This window comes from Musicola keenii (genome assembly GCF_014855505.1).
Lineage (GTDB): Bacteria > Pseudomonadota > Gammaproteobacteria > Enterobacterales > Enterobacteriaceae > Musicola > Musicola paradisiaca.
Window position 1 is genome coordinate 1 of sequence record NZ_JAAWVW010000022.1, and the last position, 20,028, is coordinate 20,028.

Annotated in this window: 19 protein-coding genes, 4 tRNA genes and 1 other annotated feature; of the genes, 4 read left to right on the forward strand and 19 right to left on the reverse strand. The window is 48.9% G+C overall.

The genetic code is table 11. From position 1 onward, the window contains the following. Positions 1-339: 339 nt before the first annotated feature. From clpB to rluD, 3 genes are all read right to left on the reverse strand, one after another. Positions 340-2,913, reverse strand: a complete 2,574-nt coding sequence (clpB, locus tag HEP82_RS17370) for an ATP-dependent chaperone ClpB (RefSeq protein ID WP_192459226.1) — start codon at positions 2,911-2,913, stop codon at positions 340-342. A gap of 134 nt (positions 2,914-3,047) precedes the next feature. Then, the gene (gene yfiH, locus HEP82_RS17375) at positions 3,048-3,773 is read right to left on the reverse strand and encodes a purine nucleoside phosphorylase YfiH (RefSeq protein WP_192459267.1); all 726 of its coding nucleotides are present in this window, start codon (positions 3,771-3,773) and stop codon (positions 3,048-3,050) included. A gap of 4 nt (positions 3,774-3,777) precedes the next feature. Next, a complete protein-coding gene (gene rluD, locus HEP82_RS17380; protein ID WP_015854530.1) occupies positions 3,778-4,755 on the reverse strand; it encodes a 23S rRNA pseudouridine(1911/1915/1917) synthase RluD in 978 nt (325 codons plus the stop codon). Between the two features lie 134 nt (positions 4,756-4,889). On the opposite strand from rluD, the gene bamD reads away from it, so the two are divergent. From bamD to pheA, 3 genes are all read left to right on the forward strand, one after another. Next, positions 4,890-5,621, forward strand: a complete 732-nt coding sequence (gene bamD, locus HEP82_RS17385; protein ID WP_192459227.1) for an outer membrane protein assembly factor BamD — start codon at positions 4,890-4,892, stop codon at positions 5,619-5,621. Between the two features lie 286 nt (positions 5,622-5,907). Further along, positions 5,908-6,243: a ribosome-associated translation inhibitor RaiA gene (gene raiA / locus HEP82_RS17390; RefSeq protein WP_015854532.1), complete on the forward strand. Its 336-nt coding sequence runs from the start codon at positions 5,908-5,910 to the stop codon at positions 6,241-6,243. A gap of 105 nt (positions 6,244-6,348) precedes the next feature. Continuing rightward, positions 6,349-6,473, forward strand: a sequence feature (Phe leader region). A 24-nt stretch (positions 6,474-6,497) separates the two neighbouring features. After that, positions 6,498-7,655 (forward strand): bifunctional chorismate mutase/prephenate dehydratase, encoded by a 1,158-nt coding sequence (gene pheA / locus HEP82_RS17395; protein WP_192459228.1) that lies wholly within the window; start codon positions 6,498-6,500, stop codon positions 7,653-7,655. Positions 7,656-7,701: 46 nt separating this feature from the next. Here pheA and tyrA read toward each other — a convergent pair whose 3' ends face one another. From tyrA to ffh, 7 genes are all read right to left on the reverse strand, one after another. Beyond that, positions 7,702-8,823, reverse strand: a complete 1,122-nt coding sequence (gene tyrA / locus HEP82_RS17400; RefSeq protein WP_192459229.1) for a bifunctional chorismate mutase/prephenate dehydrogenase — start codon at positions 8,821-8,823, stop codon at positions 7,702-7,704. A gap of 11 nt (positions 8,824-8,834) precedes the next feature. Continuing rightward, complete coding sequence (locus HEP82_RS17405; protein WP_192459230.1) at positions 8,835-9,899, reverse strand: 3-deoxy-7-phosphoheptulonate synthase; 1,065 nt, start codon at positions 9,897-9,899, stop codon at positions 8,835-8,837. A gap of 901 nt (positions 9,900-10,800) precedes the next feature. Continuing rightward, positions 10,801-11,148 (reverse strand): 50S ribosomal protein L19, encoded by a 348-nt coding sequence (gene rplS / locus HEP82_RS17410; RefSeq protein ID WP_012768745.1) that lies wholly within the window; start codon positions 11,146-11,148, stop codon positions 10,801-10,803. Between the two features lie 71 nt (positions 11,149-11,219). Further along, positions 11,220-11,969: a tRNA (guanosine(37)-N1)-methyltransferase TrmD gene (trmD, locus tag HEP82_RS17415; protein ID WP_192459231.1), complete on the reverse strand. Its 750-nt coding sequence runs from the start codon at positions 11,967-11,969 to the stop codon at positions 11,220-11,222. A gap of 38 nt (positions 11,970-12,007) precedes the next feature. Continuing rightward, entirely contained in the window at positions 12,008-12,556 is a 549-nt protein-coding gene (gene rimM / locus HEP82_RS17420; protein WP_192459232.1) for a ribosome maturation factor RimM, read from the reverse strand. Between the two features lie 18 nt (positions 12,557-12,574). Continuing rightward, the gene (gene rpsP, locus HEP82_RS17425; protein ID WP_192459233.1) at positions 12,575-12,823 is read right to left on the reverse strand and encodes a 30S ribosomal protein S16; all 249 of its coding nucleotides are present in this window, start codon (positions 12,821-12,823) and stop codon (positions 12,575-12,577) included. A 158-nt stretch (positions 12,824-12,981) separates the two neighbouring features. Next, the gene (gene ffh / locus HEP82_RS17430; RefSeq protein WP_192459234.1) at positions 12,982-14,343 is read right to left on the reverse strand and encodes a signal recognition particle protein; all 1,362 of its coding nucleotides are present in this window, start codon (positions 14,341-14,343) and stop codon (positions 12,982-12,984) included. 166 nt (positions 14,344-14,509) lie between these two features. Here ffh and HEP82_RS17435 point away from each other — a divergent pair, with 166 nt between their 5' ends. Next, entirely contained in the window at positions 14,510-15,304 is a 795-nt protein-coding gene (locus HEP82_RS17435) for a cytochrome C assembly family protein (protein WP_192459235.1), read from the forward strand. 67 nt (positions 15,305-15,371) lie between these two features. Here HEP82_RS17435 and luxS read toward each other — a convergent pair whose 3' ends face one another. From luxS to csrA, 9 genes are all read right to left on the reverse strand, one after another. Further along, positions 15,372-15,887 carry an S-ribosylhomocysteine lyase gene (gene luxS, locus HEP82_RS17440; RefSeq protein WP_192459236.1) on the reverse strand — a complete coding sequence of 172 codons (516 nt, stop codon included), beginning with the start codon at positions 15,885-15,887 and terminating at the stop codon, positions 15,372-15,374. A 158-nt stretch (positions 15,888-16,045) separates the two neighbouring features. Beyond that, the gene (gene gshA / locus HEP82_RS17445; RefSeq protein WP_192459268.1) at positions 16,046-17,602 is read right to left on the reverse strand and encodes a glutamate--cysteine ligase; all 1,557 of its coding nucleotides are present in this window, start codon (positions 17,600-17,602) and stop codon (positions 16,046-16,048) included. A 76-nt stretch (positions 17,603-17,678) separates the two neighbouring features. Beyond that, the gene (locus tag HEP82_RS17450; protein WP_192459237.1) at positions 17,679-18,107 is read right to left on the reverse strand and encodes a YqaA family protein; all 429 of its coding nucleotides are present in this window, start codon (positions 18,105-18,107) and stop codon (positions 17,679-17,681) included. Further along, entirely contained in the window at positions 18,104-18,670 is a 567-nt protein-coding gene (gene yqaB / locus HEP82_RS17455; RefSeq protein ID WP_192459238.1) for a fructose-1-phosphate/6-phosphogluconate phosphatase, read from the reverse strand. Before yqaB ends, HEP82_RS17450 begins: the two co-directional genes overlap by 4 nt. 185 nt (positions 18,671-18,855) lie before the next feature. Next, a tRNA-Arg gene (locus HEP82_RS17460) sits at positions 18,856-18,932 on the reverse strand. A gap of 52 nt (positions 18,933-18,984) precedes the next feature. Then, positions 18,985-19,061: transfer RNA gene (locus HEP82_RS17465), tRNA-Arg, on the reverse strand. A 63-nt stretch (positions 19,062-19,124) separates the two neighbouring features. Then, a tRNA-Arg gene (locus HEP82_RS17470) sits at positions 19,125-19,201 on the reverse strand. A gap of 9 nt (positions 19,202-19,210) precedes the next feature. Next, positions 19,211-19,303, reverse strand: a tRNA-Ser gene (locus HEP82_RS17475). Positions 19,304-19,607: 304 nt separating this feature from the next. Beyond that, positions 19,608-19,793 carry a carbon storage regulator CsrA gene (csrA, locus tag HEP82_RS17480; protein ID WP_005972168.1) on the reverse strand — a complete coding sequence of 62 codons (186 nt, stop codon included), beginning with the start codon at positions 19,791-19,793 and terminating at the stop codon, positions 19,608-19,610. Positions 19,794-20,028 lie beyond the last annotated feature (235 nt).

Here is a 20,028-nt window from a genome sequence, read left to right on the forward strand (position 1 = left end):
GTCCTGCGAGTGCCCACACAGATTGTCTGATTAATTGTTAAAGAGCAGTGCGACCGGCTTACAGCCTGCTGTCGCGAGGTGGCGTATACTACGCTTTCCTCATTTGGAGTCAACGACTTTTTTCGCTTTCTCCGTCCTGTACCGCGCTGGCGTTACGCCGTTGCCGTCTCAGTGGTGGCGCATTATAGGGACTTATCCGCACCTGACAAGCGTTAATTTTCAAAAAACCGAACAAGCGCTCACTTTTAAACCAATAAGCTATTTTTTCATCACAAGCAGTCTTTTTTCACTAAAAAGCCCGGAAATCGTGTCCGGGCTTTTACTTTCACGCCATCACTGCTACTGATGTGCGACGATAGACTCATTCTGCACATCCAGAACAATAGGCTTTCCTGGAAGCAGTTCGCCCGACAGAATCCGCTGCGCCAATGGGTTTTCTATCATCTGCTGGATGGCCCGCTTCAACGGGCGTGCCCCATAGACAGGATCAAATCCGGATTTTCCCAACAACTCCAATGCGGCATCAGAGATAGAAACACTATATCCACGTTCATCCAAACGTTTATAGAGCCTTTGCAGTTGAATCTGGGCAATAGAAGCAATGTGATTCCGCGCCAAGGGATGAAATACCACCACCTCATCAATACGGTTGATGAACTCAGGCCGAAAATGGTGACTCACGACATTCAGTACCATATCGCGCATTTGCCCATAATTCATGTCACCGAATCGATCCTGAATCAAATCGGAACCCAGGTTCGACGTCATAATCACAACCGTATTGCGAAAATCCACGGTGCGACCTTGCCCATCGGTTAACCGCCCATCATCCAACACTTGCAGCAAGATATTGAATACATCTGGGTGAGCTTTCTCTACTTCGTCCAACAAAATTACAGAGTAAGGGCGACGACGAACAGCCTCCGTCAAATAACCGCCTTCTTCATACCCCACATATCCAGGAGGTGCACCAACGAGACGAGAAACAGAATGCTTCTCCATAAACTCAGACATATCAATGCGAACCATAGCGTCATCGCTATCGAACAAAAATGCGGCCAACGTTTTACAAAGCTCCGTCTTCCCCACCCCGGTCGGCCCAAGGAACAAGAATGAACCGATGGGCCGATTGGGATCAGACAGCCCTGCGCGGCTACGCCGGATAGAATTGGCGACAGCTTCGACGGCTTCATTCTGACCGATAACACGTTGATGCATTTCCTGCTCCATGCGCAGCAGTTTGTCACGCTCACTCTCTAACATCCGGGATACCGGGATTCCCGTCCAGCGGGCAAGCACCTCGGCAATCTCTGCATCGGTTACGCGGTTACGCAATAGACGCATAGTTTTCCCTTCCACCTGATTTGCCGCCGCAAGTTCCTTTTCCAGCTCAGGAATCTTGCCATACTGCAATTCAGACATCCGACCTAAATCACCCTGACGCCGCGCCTGTTCCAACGCCAACTTAGCTTGTTCCAGAGCCGCTTTGATGTTTTGCGTTCCAGTTAGAGAGGCTTTCTCCGCCTTCCATTCCTCTTCCAGCTTGGAATATTCACGCTCCTTCTGTTCCAGTTCCGCATTCAGAATTTCCAACCGTTTCAGGCTGGCATCGTCGGACTCTTTCTTGAGCGCCTGCTGTTCGAGTTTTAACTGAATGATGCGCCGATCCAAGCGATCAAGCGGCTCCGGTTTAGAATCAATCTGCATACGAATGCTAGAAGCAGCCTCGTCGATCAAATCAATCGCCTTATCCGGCAACTGGCGATCTGAGATATATCGGTGGGACAACATGGCTGCGGCGACGATCGCCGGATCGGTAATTTGCACATGATGGTGCAACTCATAGCGTTCTTTCAGTCCTCGCAAAATGGCTATGGTGTCTTCAACTGTCGGTTGTGCGACAAATACCTTCTGGAACCGGCGCTCCAGTGCCGCATCCTTTTCAATATACTGACGATATTCGTCCAGTGTCGTTGCGCCAACACAGTGCAACTCACCGCGCGCCAGCGCTGGCTTGAGCATATTACCTGCATCCATGGCACCATCGGCCTTACCGGCACCTACCATGGTATGCAGTTCATCAATGAACAGAATAACGTTGCCTTCCTGTTTAGCCAGATCGTTCAGGACGCCTTTCAGACGTTCCTCGAACTCACCACGATACTTGGCCCCGGCAACCAGAGCGCCCATATCCAACGCCAGCACACGCTTGTGTTTCAAACCTTCAGGGACTTCGCCATTGATAATCCGTTGTGCAAGTCCTTCGACAATCGCGGTTTTACCGACCCCTGGTTCACCAATCAACACAGGGTTGTTCTTGGTCCGGCGTTGCAATACCTGGATAGTGCGACGAATTTCTTCATCACGCCCAATGACGGGATCCAACTTACCTTGTTCAGCCCGCTCAGTTAAATCGATAGTAAATTTCTTCAACGCCTGCCGCTGATCTTCGGCACTTTGTTCATTTACCTGCTCGCCACCACGAATCTGCTCAATGGCTTTATTGACGTTTTCAGACGTAGCACCAGCACGCATCAACAAATCGCTTAACGTACCGTGAGCTTCAAACACAGACAACACAAACAACTCGGACGAAATAAACGTATCGCCGCGCTTTTGCGCCAGCTTATCGCAGATATTGAGAGTACGAACCAACTCACTAGATGGTTGAACATCCCCCCCGGTTCCTTCCACCTGAGGAAGACGCGCAATCGCTTGAGCAATGTCTTGTTTTAACCGTCCAATGTTAGCGCCAGCGGCCGTTAACAACGGCGCAACCGTCCCACCTTCCTGAGAAACAAGGGCACTCATTAAATGCAAAGGTTCGATGAATTGATGATCTCGCCCAAGAGCAAGAGATTGGGCATCAGCGAGGGCAAGCTGGAATTTATTGGTAAGACGATCCAGACGCATAACTCCTCCCATACATACTGGTCAAAATTGCTACTGGAGATTAAGTGAGGTCATCCCTCAAAATTTCAAGATTATTTTGCCAGTAATAATGGAGGAAAAACGTTAATCGTTCTGGATCGCCTTAATTCAATAGGTTATATCAGCCAAATCAAAGTTGCCATACGTCCGGTCACGCCATCCCGCCGGTAAGAAAAAAATTTATCGTTCTCGCTGACGGTACAAGCGTTCCCGCCAAAAATTTGGGTCACACCGGCACGTTGCAGGCGTAATCTGGCAAGCTGATAGATATCCGCGAAGAATTTACTATTGTGGGGGACGAAAGCACCAGTTGTCGCCACATCACTACTGATAAAAGCGTCTCTAACCTCCCCACCGACTTCGAACCGGCTCGGCCCAATCGCCGGCCCCATCCAGGCCATGATGGCCTCAGGAGGGGCGCGAAACACGCTGATCGTCTGTTCCAGCACCCCAGCCTGTAGCCCTCGCCATCCAGCATGTGCAGCTGCAATTTCTTTACCATCGGCAGAACAGAACAGCACCGGTAAGCAATCAGCCGTCATCACCGCGCAGACCCGATCACGGCGCGTGGTATACACCGCATCGCCGGTCTGCGTATCAGGCTGTTCGGGATCAAGATTGACGACATGGGTACCGTGTACCTGTTCCAGCCAGAATGGCATGGCCGGCAAAGAGGCCATCGAGACCAGATGCTTCCGATTTGTCTCAACAGAAAGAGGTTCATCGCCAACATGGTTTCCGAGATTAAAGGTTCCATAAGGATGAGTGCTAACACCACCATTTCGGGTGGTAGTACAGGCTCGAATCGTTTCCGGCGCAGGCCAATCCGGCTTGATTAACATACAATCACCAATCGAGTTGATCTTTGAAAGCTTCAGTATCTGCTTTAAGCGCAGCAATCAGCTCCACCATATCCTGGGGCAACGGCGCATGCCACTCCATCTCGATACAGCTGATAGGATGATAAAGTCGCAGCATCGTGGCATGTAATGCCTGACGATCAAAATGACGCAGCACCGTCAGGAATTCATCCGATGCGCCTTTAGGAAAACGCGGGCGTCCACCGTATAACGGATCGCCCACTAATGGGTGATTAATATGTGCCATATGGACACGAATCTGGTGGGTTCTGCCAGTTTCCAGGCGGAGTCTCAAGCGCGTGTGGGCACGAAAATGCTCCATGATGCGATAATGCGTCACCGCAGGTTTGCCCATAGGATGAACGGCCATATGCGTGCGCTTAGTCGGATGGCGTGCAATCGGTTCAGCAACCGATCCTCCTGCCGTCATCGTGCCATTTGCAACCGCCTCATACTCGCGAGTAATTTCCCTTGCCTGCAACGACTCGACCAGGCGCGTCTGCGCCGGAACATTTTTAGCGACCACCATCAACCCCGTCGTGTCCTTATCAAGACGGTGTACAATCCCAGCCCGGGGAACATCGGCGATTGCCGGATAATGGTGCAGTAGTGCATTCAGGACAGTGCCGTCAGGGTTCCCCGCCCCTGGGTGTACCACTAAATCGCGCGGCTTATTGATAACCAGGATATCCTCATCCTCATACACAATATCCAGTTGAATCGGCTGAGCATCCCAACGGACGTCTTCCTCGATTATGGCAGTAATTGACACAGACTCCCCGCCAAGCACTTTTTCTTTGGGTTTATCAATTACATTGCCGTTAATTTGTACCCTTTGCTCCAGAATCCATGTTTTTATGCGGGAACGCGAATAATCAGGGAACAATTCGGCCAAAGCCTGATCTAATCGTTGACCTAGTTGAGATTCATCCACCGTCGCGGTGAGTTGTACTTGTTGGGGCATATTTGCAGCTTCTTTATTAACGTTGGGTTTTAACGGCGACGCCGTTTAAAATAATGTACTATTGTAGCTGGTCTTCATCGGGAGCTTAACGGACAGTTTCCCGGAAAAAACACACTGAGGATAATCAAAACGTCATGACGCGTATGAAATACCTGGTGGCTGCTGCCACGTTGAGCCTGGCGCTGGCTGGTTGTTCCAATTCAAAAGATACAGTTCCCGATCGTCCGCCTGCAGAACTGTACGCTACCGCCCAGGAAAAATTACAAAGCGGCAACTTTAAAGCAGCCATCACTCAGTTGGAAGCGTTGGATAACCGTTATCCATTCGGCCCATACTCTCAGCAGGTACAGTTGGACCTGATCTACGCTTACTATAAATCCGCCGATCTGTCTCTGGCTCAGGCGTCAATAGATCGTTTTATTCGACTGAACCCGACACACCCTAACGTAGATTACGTGCTGTATATGCGAGGATTGACCAACATGGCGCTGGATGATAGCGCACTACAGGGCTTCTTTGGTGTCGATCGCTCAGATCGAGATCCTCAATATGCTCGCTCAGCCTTCAAAGCGTTTAGTCAGTTGGTTCAGGGATATCCGCGCAGCCTGTATGCAACCGATGCCAGCAAACGTCTGGCTTACCTTAAGGAACGTTTGGCCAAATATGAGTTCTCCGTTGCGCAATACTACACGAAACGTGGCGCTTATGTGGCAGTAGTGAATCGGGTAGAACAAATGTTGAAGGATTATCCTGACACGCAGGCCACCAGAAAGGCCCTGCCGCTGATGGAGAACGCCTACCGGGAGTTGCAGCTAGTCGGGGAGGCAGACAAAGTAGCGAAAATCATCGCCGCGAACCCTGCATAAAAAAACACCAAAAAAACCTCTTGAAACGGCAGCTTCGGCTGCCGTTTTCTATATCAGGAGCAGATTGGCATAAAAAACACCGCCAAACTGAACCAATAAATCTTATTGATTCTGGCACAACGGATGTGTCTCCACAAGCTTGCGCCGCACGTTCCAGAAGGCATCTCACAAATCGGTATTTATCAGGCTAAAGTAGCAAAAAAAAGTGATCATAATCACCCAATTTGCGATATCTCGGGGTATGCTGAAATCATTCAGGACGGACAAGACAGAGAGGTAAGTATTTATGACTATCAATATTACCAGTAAGCAAATGGAGATTACCCCCGCAATTCGTCAGCATGTCGAAGACCGTCTCAGCAAACTGGATAAGTGGCAAGCACACCTGATAAATCCGCACATTATCCTGTCGAAAGAAGCGCCATACTTTGTAGTGGATGCAACAATTAACACCCCAAACGGCCCATTAGTAGCCAGCGCCAAACATGAAGACATGTACGCCGCGGTGAATGAGTTGATAAACAAGCTGGAACGTCAGTTAAACAAAGTTCAGCACAAGAGCGAATCTCGCCGCGCCGATAGTTGTATCAAAGATGCCAATCTGCAGGCACCGGCAGAATAAACAATTTTGCCTCTGTTGATATCAACGCGCCGAAAGGCGCGTTTCTTATTGACAGGATGAAAAGCCAGCAGGTACCTTACCTGCATCCATCTTAAGGATTTTGTTAATGACACTACACCCGTTTTTCTTCGTATTCTTTTTTACCCTCTCCACTTCGTGGGGCGAATGTATCGTGTAAGTAAGAATACGAAGACGAACAAAAAAGCCCCCGACCAAGGGGCTTTTTTTATATGGACAGCAAACAGGTATACACAATGACCGATAATCCATTACAGGCGCTGCGCGAGCGCATTACCACACTGGATATGCAACTGCTCGACCTGCTGGCACAACGACGTGAACTGGCGCTGGAAGTAGCTCGTGCCAAACAACATTCACATCGACCGATCAGAGACAAGGAGCGCGAGCGGGACTTACTCTCCCGGTTAGTAGAAGAAGGCAAGAAACGTCATCTGGACGGCCACTATATTACGCGCCTCTTCCAACTGATTATTGAAGACTCGGTTCTCACCCAACAGGCATTGTTGCAACAGCACCTAAACCCCGGCGGCATTCCTTCCGCCAGAATCGCCTTTCTGGGCCCCAAAGGTTCTTACTCTCACCTCGCCGCCAGGCAATATTCAGCCCGTCACTTCGAGCAAATTATCGAATGTGGCTGTCAGCGCTTTCAGGATATTGTCAATCTGGTAGAAACCGGCCAGGCCGATTATGCTGTATTGCCTATTGAAAACACCAGTTCAGGCTCAATCAACGACGTCTACGATCTCCTGCAACATACAGGGTTATCGATTGTTGGCGAGCTGAACAACCCCATTGACCATTGCGTGCTTGTCGCCGTTGATACCGAACTCGATAAAATCAAAACGGTTTACAGCCATCCGCAACCATTCCAGCAATGCAGCAACTTTATCAATCGGTTTCCTCATTGGAAAATTGAGTATTGTGAGAGTACCGCGGCAGCAATGGCCAAAGTCGCCGAGCTGAACACACCCGATGTGGCGGCGTTAGGCAGCGAAGCCGGCGGTATGCTCTATCAATTGCAGGTATTGGAACACAACCTGGCCAATCAGACGCAGAATATTACCCGCTTTATCGTACTGGCGCGCAAACCGATTGATGTTACAGAACAAGTCCCGGCGAAGACCACGCTAATTATGGCGACCGGTCAACAATCGGGAGCACTGGTAGAAGCGTTGCTGGTACTTCGTGAACACGGCATCGTCATGACCAAACTGGAGTCGCGCCCAATCCACGGCAACCCGTGGGAAGAAATGTTTTATATCGACGTACAGGCAAATCTACGCAGTGAACCAACCCAAAAAGCACTGCAAGAACTCGCTGCTATCACTCGTTCTCTCAAGGTTCTCGGTTGTTATCCCGGCGAGAACGTCATTCCAGTCGAACCCGCATAAAAAAGCGCGCCGTTTTAACGGCGCGCTTTTTTGATCAATAGAACCTTCACTGTCGGATATCGTTCGCCTGACGCAGCAAGGCTCGGCTTTCTACCATGAATCGGCGTGCATAATCACCAAACCAGTGCTCTACTTTCCGGAAGCTGGCAACAAATGCCTCTTTATCACCGGCCTCCAGCAAAGCGAGCGCTTCACCAAAACGCCGATAATAACGCTTAATCAACGCCAGATTATTGCCTGATGACATGATGATGTCGGCATACAGTTGGGGATCCTGTGCAAACAACCGCCCCACCATCGCCAGTTCAAGCCGATAGATGGGCGATGAAAGCGCCAGCAACTGTTCGATCTGTACGTTTTCCTCGGCAAGATGCAGCCCATAGGCAAAAGTAGCGAAATGCCGCAGCGCCTGAATGAACGCCATATTCTGATCGTGCTCAACGGCACTGATACGATGCAATCTAGCTCCCCAGACCTGAATTTGTTCCAGCAGCCACTGATAAGCTTCCGGCTGACGACCATCGCAGTACACCACTACCTGCTTGGCAAGACTGCCAGTATCAGGCCCAAACATGGGATGTAGCCCAACGACCGGCCCCTGATGCGCCGCCAGCATGGCCTGAAGCGGGGCATTTTTCACAGAGGCCAGATCAACCAGAATACAATCATCCGGTAATTTCGGCAGGCGGGCGATCACCTGCTCGGTGATATGAATTGGCACACTGATGATCACCATTCCCGCATCCGCCAGCAAAGCATCAGCCTGCGGCCAATCACCCTGTTCAAGGATCCGCACCTGATACCCGGACAACGTGAGCATCTTGTCAAACATTCGCCCCATTTGCCCACGTCCACCAACAATAACGATCGGCCGCAGTTCTGGACGCAGCGTTTTGAACCCCTTGTCATTCTCGCTGGTATAGGATTCACGCATCACTCGCCGCAGCACATCCTCGATCAAATCAGGAGGAACACCCAACACCTCAGCATCCTCGCGTCGTGAACTCAGCATCGCCGCTTCCCGATCAGGCGCATAAATTGGCAATCCATAACGGCTTTTTACTTCACCGACTTCTGCAACCAGTTGCAGTCGACGCGACAACAGTGCCAATAATGCTTTATCAACTTCATCGATCTGATCACGTAAAGCGGTCAGTTCAGCGACCATTTATTTTCTCCTCACGAATTGGCGCGGATTGCGGAAAGTTCCTGATGAATCGAACGCAATAACGTTTCGGTACTTTCCCAACTGATGCAGGCATCTGTCACGGATACACCGTAACGCATTTCCGAACGGGGCTGTTCAGAAGACTGATTACCCTCATGAATATGGCTTTCCAGCATCAGCCCAATGATGGAATGGTTACCCATTTTCAGTTGCTCAATCGCTGATTCCACCACCAGCGGCTGACGACGATAATCTTTGTTCGAATTACCGTGGCTACAATCTATCATCAGCGCCGGATTCAGTCCTGCATCCCGCATTTGTTTTTCACATTCAGCCACATCGGCTGGGCTGTAATTTGGCTTTTTACCACCGCGCAAAATCACATGGCCGTCAGGATTCCCCTGAGTCTGCAGTAAACAAACCTGGCCGCATTGATTGATACCCACAAAACGATGTGGCATAGCCGCAGCTTTCATCGCATTGATGGCCGTCCCTAGACTCCCATCCGTACCATTCTTGAAACCCACAGGCATAGAAAGACCCGATGCCATTTCACGGTGTGTCTGTGACTCTGTAGTGCGGGCGCCGATAGCCGACCAACTGAAAAGATCACCCAGATATTGTGGACTATTTGGATCCAGAGCTTCTGTCGCCAGCGGCAACCCCAGATTGACCAACTGCAGCAACAACTCACGAGCAATATGTAACCCGGCTTCCACATCAAAGGAGCCATCCATGTAAGGATCGTTGATTAACCCTTTCCAACCGACAGTGGTTCGGGGTTTCTCAAAATAGACGCGCATGACGATATATAACTGGTCGCTCAAGTCAGCTGACAGTGCCTTCAGACGACGAGCGTACTCCAACGCCGCATCGGTATCATGAATAGAACAAGGGCCACACACTACCAGCAGCCGTTTATCATTACCGCGAATGATATCTGCAATCGTTCTGCGGGCACGCGCTATTGCTTGCTGCTGTTGATCATCCAGGGGAAATTTGGCTTTCAACTCATCGGGGGTAATAAGAATCTGCTCTTCGCTGATATTGATGTTATTAAGCGTGTCTTTTTGCATGATAGTGATGATCCTATGTATTCCTTTGGCATGAAAGCGATAACGTCGCCCTGAGTGACAACGTGTACACCTTAACATAGGCCGTAAATTTATCAAACCACTCATGTAAAGAATACACACCATACAACACAAACAAAAACAGTGCAAAAAACAAACGAAAAAACTCTGATTTCATAAAAAACACACATCGAAAAGAGATTAAATTTATATTTAAAACATATAACTAACCAAAAACCCTCACTGACTAATGGCACACTCAGCCAGGCCCCTAATCATCCCAAGTGTAAAAAAAAACATACACGATAAATATCAAACAGCGAAATCCTTGCCTTCCTTAAAACTAAATATTACTTCCCCCTCAACAGAGGACTACGCTTTTTGGCATACGCAGAGTCAGAGAATTGGAATCATTAAAGAAAAGTAGAATGATGCCGCCATGGGACTATCATCGGAGATAATGAAACATTATCGGTGGATTTGACCCTATATATTCAGAAGCGCGTTCAGGATGAAATGAAAGTGACTGGGATGAACACTGCATCAGCGGCCAGAATGATAGAAGAAAGCGGCCTGAAAGCATTTAAAACTCAGACCAAAGCAGAGAGTAAAGACAGCTTAAGAAGCTGTTATTGATAACTACTGCAACCGTATCGACATGTGCAGCTATACAACACTAAAGTTAATGTCCGATAAAGAACTGACAGACAGCAAAAAATCACTGAGTTGATAATGTAACAAACGCCACAAAAACACCGTTCAGCCCAGTGCCCGAACGGTGTTAACCTCCCACAGACTCTTCCATTTTTACCACGACACCACTCTGTTTAATTTTTCATCACACAATAATAAGGGGTGGACAATGCCACCCCTTATCGCTTTCGGATGTCGCGAAAACGTATGCTTAGTTAAGACGCTCTTTGATACGAGCGGATTTACCAGCACGTTCACGCAGGTAGTACAGTTTGGCTTTACGCACAGCACCACGACGCTTAACGGTAATGCTATCCACTACCGGAGAGTGAGTCTGGAACACGCGCTCAACGCCTTCGCCGTTGGAAATCTTGCGAACAGTGAATGCAGAGTGCAGACCGCGGTTACGAATTGCGATAACCACGCCCTCGAATGCCTGCAGACGTTTTTTGGAACCTTCAACGACCCATACCTTAACTTCCACGGTGTCACCCGGACGGAATGCAGGTACGTCTTGCTTCATCTGCTCTTGTTCAAGCTGTTTGATAATGTTGCTCATAATTACTCTCTTACCCTAGGTAAACTGATATTTGGGCCCGCCTGATAGTTCTTCAGTGCGCCCCTTAATACTCAATGCTGCTCAGACTGATATTCCTGTTGAAACTCAGCCAGCAGCGTCGCTTGCTCGTCAGTCAGAGCTAGGCTTTTCAGAAGTTCAGGTCTTCTAAGCCAGGTTCGGCCCAGCGACTGCTTCAAACGCCAGCGGCGTATTTCCGCATGGTTGCCAGACAGTAAAACCGCTGGTACAGCCATACTCTCCAACACTTCAGGCCGGGTATAATGGGGGCAATCCAGTAATCCCTCAGCAAAGGAATCTTCTTCTGCCGAAGCTTCATGACCCAGAACTCCCGGAATAAAGCGGGAGACGGAATCAATCAGCGTCATCGCTGGTAGCTCACCACCACTGAGCACGTAATCGCCAATTGACCACTCTTCATCAATCTCGGCCTTAATTACACGCTCATCAATACCTTCATACCTGCCGCATACCAAAATTAACTTCTGGTTGGCTGCGAGTTGGCGTACACCTTGCTGATCCAATTTACGGCCTTGCGGCGATAGATATATCACTCGCACGCCTTCGCCTGCCGCCGCTTTTGCTGTATGAATGGCATCCCGTAAGGGTTGAACCATCATCAGCATGCCCGGACCACCGCCATATGGACGATCATCCACTGTGCGATGCCGATCGTATGTGAAGTCACGAGGACTCCAATACTGCACGCTCAACAAGCCATTCTTAACTGCCCGGCCAGTGACTCCATAATCGGTAATGGCGCGGAACATTTCAGGAAACAGGCTAATAACCCCAATCCACATAACATCGTTCCACTAAATTACTGGCGATTGTTCAGAGATCAAAAACCAGGATCCCAATCCACTTCGATACGATGAGCAGAAAGGTCGATATGCTTGATAACCTGTTCGTTCAGAAACGGAATTAACCGCTCCTTCGCGCCATAAGCATCTTTCAGGTTGGCTCTTACAACCAGAACATCGTTCGAACCGGTTTCCATCATATCGATGACTTTTCCCAGTTCATAACCGCTAACGGTCGCGACATCACAGCCGATAAGATCCTTCCAGTAAAACTCCCCGTCATCCAGCTTAGGTAACTGCGTTGAATCTACAACAATTTCGCAATTAGTCAGCAGATTCGCCGCATCCCGATCGTCAATATGTTTAATCTTGATGATCAAGCTTTGGTTGTGGTAGCGCCAGCTTTCGATGTCTACCTGCTGCCACTGCCCCTTGTTCTGGATAAACCAGGGTTGGTAATCAAAAATGCTTTCGGCCTCTTCGGTGGATGAAAATACCCTGAGCCAACCTCTAATACCGTATGTTGACCCTATTTTCCCAAGAACGATTGGGTTAACAGGAAACTGCGGATCAAGTTGCTTGCTCATCATCACCACCAGGACAGATTACGCTGCTTTTTTAGCGTTTTTGATCAGCGCAGACACGCGATCAGAAACGGTTGCACCCAGACCAACCCAGTGCTCGATACGATCCAGATCCAGACGTAGAGATTCTGCATTACCGGTAGCAACCGGGTTGAAGAAACCTACGCGCTCAATGAAACGACCATCACGCGCATTGCGGCTGTCGGTCACTACGACTTGATAGAACGGGCGTTTTTTAGCGCCGCCACGTGCCAAACGAATTGTTACCATAACATCCTCTTTAGTGAATAAAACAACCAGGCCCCATCGAGGAACGGGGCCCGGTAGTCATATAAAAAGCCCGAAAATTTTACTCATTTGGGAACAAAAAGCAATCTAAAGCGTATAACCGCCCTGACCTTTCTGCTTCATCAGACCAATTTCCGAGCTCAACGTCCGGGAAATCCCGGCGGCAGCATGCCTTTCATACCACGCATCATCTTGGCAAGACCGCCATTTTTCATCTTCTTCATCATCCGTTGCATATCGTCGAACTGCTTCAGCAGACGATTGACATCTTGCACCTGCATACCAGCGCCCTGAGCAATACGACGCTTACGGGAACCTTTAATAATTTCCGGCTTAGCGCGCTCCTGCAATGTCATGGAGCTAATAATAGCTTCCATCCGTACCAGAACTTTATCATCCATCTGAGATTTAACGTTGTCGGGAACTTGCCCCATTCCCGGCAGCTTACTCATCATGCTAGCCATTCCCCCCATATTGCGCATCTGTCGAAGCTGCTCAAGAAAATCGGTCAAATCGAAACCATCGCCCTTCTTCAGTTTCTTTGCCAGCTTCTCGGCCTGGGAACGATCAACTTTGCTCTCCAGTTCCTCAATCAGGGAGAGCACATCCCCCATGCCAAGAATACGGGAGGCAATACGATCAGGATGAAAAGGCTCAAGCGCATCGGTTTTCTCACCAACGCCAAGGAATTTAATCGGTTTTCCAGTGATATGCCGGATAGACAACGCGGCCCCGCCCCGGGCATCGCCATCGATTTTAGTCAGAATGACCCCGGTCAAAGGTAACGCTTCATTAAAGGCTTTGGCGGTATTGGCGGCATCCTGGCCAGTCATGGCGTCCACAACAAACAAGGTTTCAACCGGGTTAATCGCCGCATGAACCTGGCGGATCTCATCCATCATGGCGTCATCAACATGCAAACGCCCAGCGGTATCCACAAGAAGGACGTCATAAAACTTCAATTTGGCATGCTGCAGAGCCTGACCGACGATATTCACCGGCTTTTCGCTAACATCCGAAGGGAAAAAATCCACGCCAACGGATTCGGCCAGTGTCTCCAATTGCCGAATCGCCGCTGGGCGATAGACGTCCGCAGAGACTACCAACACTTTCTTCTTCTGTTTCTCGCGCAGAAACTTACCCAACTTCGCCACACTAGTGGTTTTACCGGCCCCTTGTAGACCGGCCATCAACACCACCGCCGGCGGCTGTGCCGCCAAATTCAGCGCCTGATTTTCTTCCCCCATAGCAGTAACCAGTTCATTCTGGACAATACGAACGAACTCTTGCCCTGGGGTCAGGCTCTTATTGACCTCATGACCTACGGCGCGCTCTTTCACCCGATTGATGAATTCCCGTACCACCGGCAATGCCACATCTGCTTCCAGCAATGCCATACGGACTTCGCGCAGCGTGTCCTTAATATTGTCATCTGTCAGCCGTCCCCGGCCGCTGATGTTGCGCAGCGTGCGCGATAATCGATCGGTTAAATTCTCAAACATATCTCATGCTCAATGTGAAAGAGGCCGCCATCGCGACATATATAAATGGGGTCGAGTATAACACGAAAGCCACACCGTCTCTGCTGTGTGTGGATACCGGTTGGTGCCCGTAACGACTAAGGCTATACTGACCCTCCATTTTACTCAGTTAACATTAAAAACCGCCATGTCTGTGTTCGCGATTGTCGCCCTGGTGGCTTATTTCGTCAGTCTAGGACTCATCATTCCCAGTATTGTACGGAAAAACGGAGCCTACCGCCGTCTGGCTGTGGTATCGGCCATACTCGCTCTAATCAGCCATGCCGTAGCGTTGTATCAACGTATCTTTGATGTGCATACCGGGCAGAATCTCAGCTTATTGAATATCGGGTCGTTGATTAGCCTCATCATCTGCGCCGTAATGACCATCGTCGCCTCCCGCAACCGCGGCTGGTTTCTATTGCCCATTGTGTATACCTTTGCCTTTATCAATCTGGCATTCGCAAGTTTTATTCCCGGCGAATTCATCACACACCTGGAAGCCACGCCCGGCCTTATGATCCACATTGGTCTGGCGCTGTTTGCCTATGCGACCTTGCTGATCGCAGCATTGTATGCATTACAGCTCGCGCTGCTCGATTATATGTTAAAAACCAAGCGTCTGAATTTTGCAGCGGACATGCCACCGTTATTGGGTATTGAGAGAAAGATGTTCCATATCACGCAAGTCGGCGTCATCTTGCTGACGCTGACGCTCTGTACCGGCATGGTTTATATGAACGATCTGATCACGAATAAAGAGAATTTGCACAAAGCGCTGTTTTCTCTATTGGCGTGGTTTGTCTACATCCTGCTGCTATGGGGGCACTATCATGAAGGATGGCGTGGACGCCGCGTCGTATGGTTCAATCTGATTGGTGCGTTGATGCTGACATTAGCCTATTTCGGCAGCAGGGTTATTCAAAATTTTCTCGCCGCCTGATATGGGTTTCCAATAATAAAAAAGAGAGCCTTAGCTCTCTTTTTTATTAATTCACGATATCGCCACATCAAAGATGTAATTCGCGCAACGTTTCTTTCGGCAAAGCTAATTCGTCATTTTTATTGACGGACACCCCCTGCTCAAGAATGTGGCGCGCAATATCATGCGCCTCTGCGAGCGAATGCATCTCATAAGTACCACATTGGTATTCATTCAGCTCAGGGATTTTTTTCTGCTCGGTAACACGGAGCACATCAGACATTGCGGCTTTCCAAGCATCAGCGACCCGCGCCTCCTCCGGCGTACCAATCAGGCTCATATAAAAACCGGTACGACACCCCATCGGAGAAATATCGATAATCTCAACGCCATCGCCATTCAGATGGTCACGCATGAACCCTGCAAACAGGTGTTCCAATGTATGAATACCACGCTCAGGCATAATTTCCTGATTCGGGCGACAAAAACGCAGGTCAAATACCGTAATCGTGTCGCCATGAGGCGTTGTCATCGTTTTCGCGACCCGAACAGCGGGAGCAGCCATACGAGTATGATCCACGGTAAAGCTATCTAGTAACGGCATCGCGTCACCTCCTCAAGAAAATTTATTTCACGATTTAAGGAAACTTTTCTTATCGATACGAGTCTTAACTAGTGAAAGACGCGCATTTATTATCATCATCCCTATATCAGAGATGTTTTTTGGCCACCCAATCGGGTGGCCTTTTCTTTGGCTACTACTCAGGCATGAGAGACCAGATAATCATCAAAATCTTGTGTATCCTCAGCTTCCAACTGACGCTGGTGCTGCCAAGAGCGCTCGCTTTCCGCATGTAACTGCGGCTCGGAAAGAATCTCCAGCGGCTCACTCACTAATTGCTCCTGGTAGTTTTTCGCCAATTCGAGGCCGACATTACCGCAACCGCCCTGCAGCATCATCGCCAATATGCGTGCCGAAAATGTTTTTTCCGGATAATCAAACGCTTCGGCAAGCCGATCACAGACTTGCTGATAATGAGGAACAGCATGTTCCTGATCCAGCAATTCCGCAACACGGCGCAGATCACTAAACAGTACCCGTCCAACATCAGCTATCGGACGACGGCTTGTCTCACAACCCATACCGATAGTTTGCCCCGGCTTTCTCCCCTCTAGAATGACTCGGTTCCAGTTTTTTCGTGTACATAGCAATTCGCCCTCACTCATTTCCGGTGCATCAACTAACGCGCACCAGATCAAAAATAAATCAAGAAAGCGAACTTGATCAGCACTGACACCTGTAGGCGAGAACGGATTGATATCTAGAGAGCGAACTTCAATATATTCAACGCCCCCCCTTAACAACGCATCCGACGGAGACTCGCCTGCAGCAGTGATACGTTTAGGCCGGATTGGTGCATAAAGCTCGTTCTCGATCTGCAATACGTTGGTATTCAATTGCAAATACCGTCCATTTTTCTTTAAACCAATGTGGGCATACTCTTGTGAAGGCGTTCTGATCGCCTTCTTCAATGCCGCTACATAAGTTTCCAGATCGTTGAAAGTAATGCCGAGGTTACTCTGCGACTTATTGGTATACCCCAAATCACTCAAGCGCAACGAGGTTGCATACGGCAAATAGCACATGCCTGTTTCTGTACGCTCAAAAGGAATATTGGTTTCCCGACCAGCCAGGAAAGAAGAGCAAATAGCGGGCGATGCGCCAAACAGATAAGGAATAACCCACCCAAAGCGATAATAGTTGCGTATCAACTGGAAATATCCAGAAGATATCTCACGCTTACCGCTCGCCGCATCACTGATCCCAGTTCTCGCCTGCCAAAATGCCAAAGGAAGAGAAAAATTGTAGTGAACACCCGAGATGGTCTGCATCAATGCGCCATAACGGTTTTTGAGTCCTTCACGATATAAAGTTTTAAACCGGCCAAGATTGGAAGAACCATACTGAGCCAATTCAATATCGTCCTCTGCAGCAATAAAACAAGGCATGCTTAACGGCCACATGGACTCATCCCCCAAATTGCGGGCGACGTGTCGATGTATATCGCGTAAGAATGCCAGCAGGTGATCGACGTCCTTATCTACCGGAGTAATAAACTCCAGAAGTGCCTCAGCAAAATCAGTCGTAATCCAGGGATGCGTCAGTGCCGCCCCTAGTTTTTCAGGATGCTGTGTTTTTGCTAGGTGCCCATTAGGCATAACACGCAATGTTTCACGCTCAATACCACGCTGAATCCCTTTTATCGACTGAGGATTTTTTTCCAGCCAGCTTAGCGTTTCTGATACATCCGGGATCAAATCGACCTCCCGCTCAAGATTAATAATGTTACGTGCAAGAAACACATATGGGGCCGCGCAGCACAAATACAACTCACTATGACCACCATGCCATTCCCTGCACAGTCACACCAGCCAGCACCAGATAGCGCAAGGCTTTACCAATAAAAATCCAGATAACGGCGCTACGCCAGGACAACCTCAGCCATCCGGCCATAACACAAAGTACATCACCAACCACCGGAACCCAGCTGAATAGCAGAGCGACAGTACCATACCGATGTAACCATCGCTGTGCCGTTGTCGTGCCTTTTTGACGCGCTGGTTCAGGAAGCCACCGTCCAACAATAAGATTAGTGGCTCCTCCAAGCGTATTCCCGACCGTTGCTACAGCGATAAGCAAAAGAGGGTTGACCTTACTCACCAACAGCAAACTTACCAACACTATTTCTGAACTGCCGGGCAAGAGCGTAGCGCTCAAGAAGCTACTCCCGAACAAAGACATTATCGCCCACAGCTCGTTCATAATGTTCTTACGTCAATAACATCCATGCCGGCACGTCCGGCGGCCTGAATGCCGAAATCCGCATCCTCAAAAACAAGGCAATGTTCGGGAGGGACTTGCATCAAAGAAGCGCAACGTAAGAATGTATCGGGAAAAGGCTTATGATATTGCACATCATCGGCGCCAACTACTGCGACAAAATAATGTCTTAACCCTAGATGACGCAATAAACGTTCAGCCAGTGCATGGGTACTTCCAGTTCCCACTGACATTGGCCGGCGTCCATAAAATGTTTTGACAACATCGACTAAAGGCAAGGGTTTTACGGTATCCATCAGCATTACCTCAGCAATATCCGCTTTTTCCGCAGCTAAAACGTGAGGATCTAAATCAGAACGATGCTGGCGGATAATCGCTTCTGCAATCTGCCATGTGGGAGCACCATTCAACGCTGTCATGGATAGGCTGTCGTAATGCATGTCATATTTCGCCAGTGCGTGCTGCCAGGCCAAGCTATGAGTGGGTTCCGTGTCAAGCAAAGTGCCATCCATGTCGAAAATAAGCCCTTGATAATGCTCGTACATTATAACTCCACGCTCACCGAAATTAGGGGGTACTTTAGCGTAAAGAACAGACATTGTCGCCGATTCAATAACCACATAAAAAATGTAGAGATAGTAAATACAAATAATTAGCCATGAATTGGCATAGAAATATTAATCGCAACAGACAGGCAAAAGCAGATTTAAAAAAATGGAAAGGAAAATGATGGTGCATCCGGGAGGATTCGAACCTCCGACCGCTCGGTTCGTAGCCGAGTACTCTATCCAGCTGAGCTACGGATGCATAACAGACTTACAACTAATTATTACGAGAAGAGGGAACAGCATTGTATCGATGGTGCATCCGGGAGGATTCGAACCTCCGACCGCTCGGTTCGTAGCCGAGTACTCTATCCAGCTGAGCTACGGATGCATTCAGGATATACTGAAAAAACTCTCTTACATTGCTGACCGACGACCAGCACAACCTATTAAATGGTGCATCCGGGAGGATTCGAACCTCCGACCGCTCGGTTCGTAGCCGAGTACTCTATCCAGCTGAGCTACGGATGCAATATTTAATGGCGGTGAGGGAGGGATTCGAACCCTCGATGCAGCTTTTGACCGCATACTCCCTTAGCAGGGGAGCGCCTTCAGCCTCTCGGCCACCTCACCATTCATTACCGGCGAACTGCTTTCACTAGCACTCACCGGCACTGCGTGGCGCACATAATACTTTCCCGGACTTATAAGTCAAACAATTTTTCCGATATCATATTCATTTGCGCACTTCACACCCAACACGAACATAATAGCAACAAAAAGAACGCTTTATCGCCAACGAAGTTGGCCTTTGGATACAGCAAATGACAAAAATCGCTATAGGCGACATAAATGATAGTAAAAGGGAAAAATTAAGAAAAAAACAAAAAACACAGGGGTAACAACAGCGCCTCGATAATGCGAGACGCTTTGTCAATCAATAAGAAGTCGGCTGAGATTTTTCCGCCTGGATACGTTGATAAATCTCTTCACGATGCACAGACACTTCTTTCGGCGCATTGACGCCAATACGAACCTGATTGCCCTTTACTCCTAGTACGGTAACCGTAACCTCATCGCCGATCATGAGGGTTTCGCCAACTCGACGAGTTAAAATAAGCATTCTTTGCTCCTTGAAAGATTATAAAGAGTCAGGTCTCCCCGATTTCCCGTCATTATCCATCATGGTTCGGGAAAACGTAAACCTAGATGACAATAAATGTCTCATCATCTCACTCATAGTTGTTACTGGTGTTAAGTTTAGTCGATATAAGACAGCTTGCTCTCTTTGTTATCACAGCCAGATATATCCTTCATACATCATTTTCAGCGTCGCTGAAAACAGCGCACAACCTGCC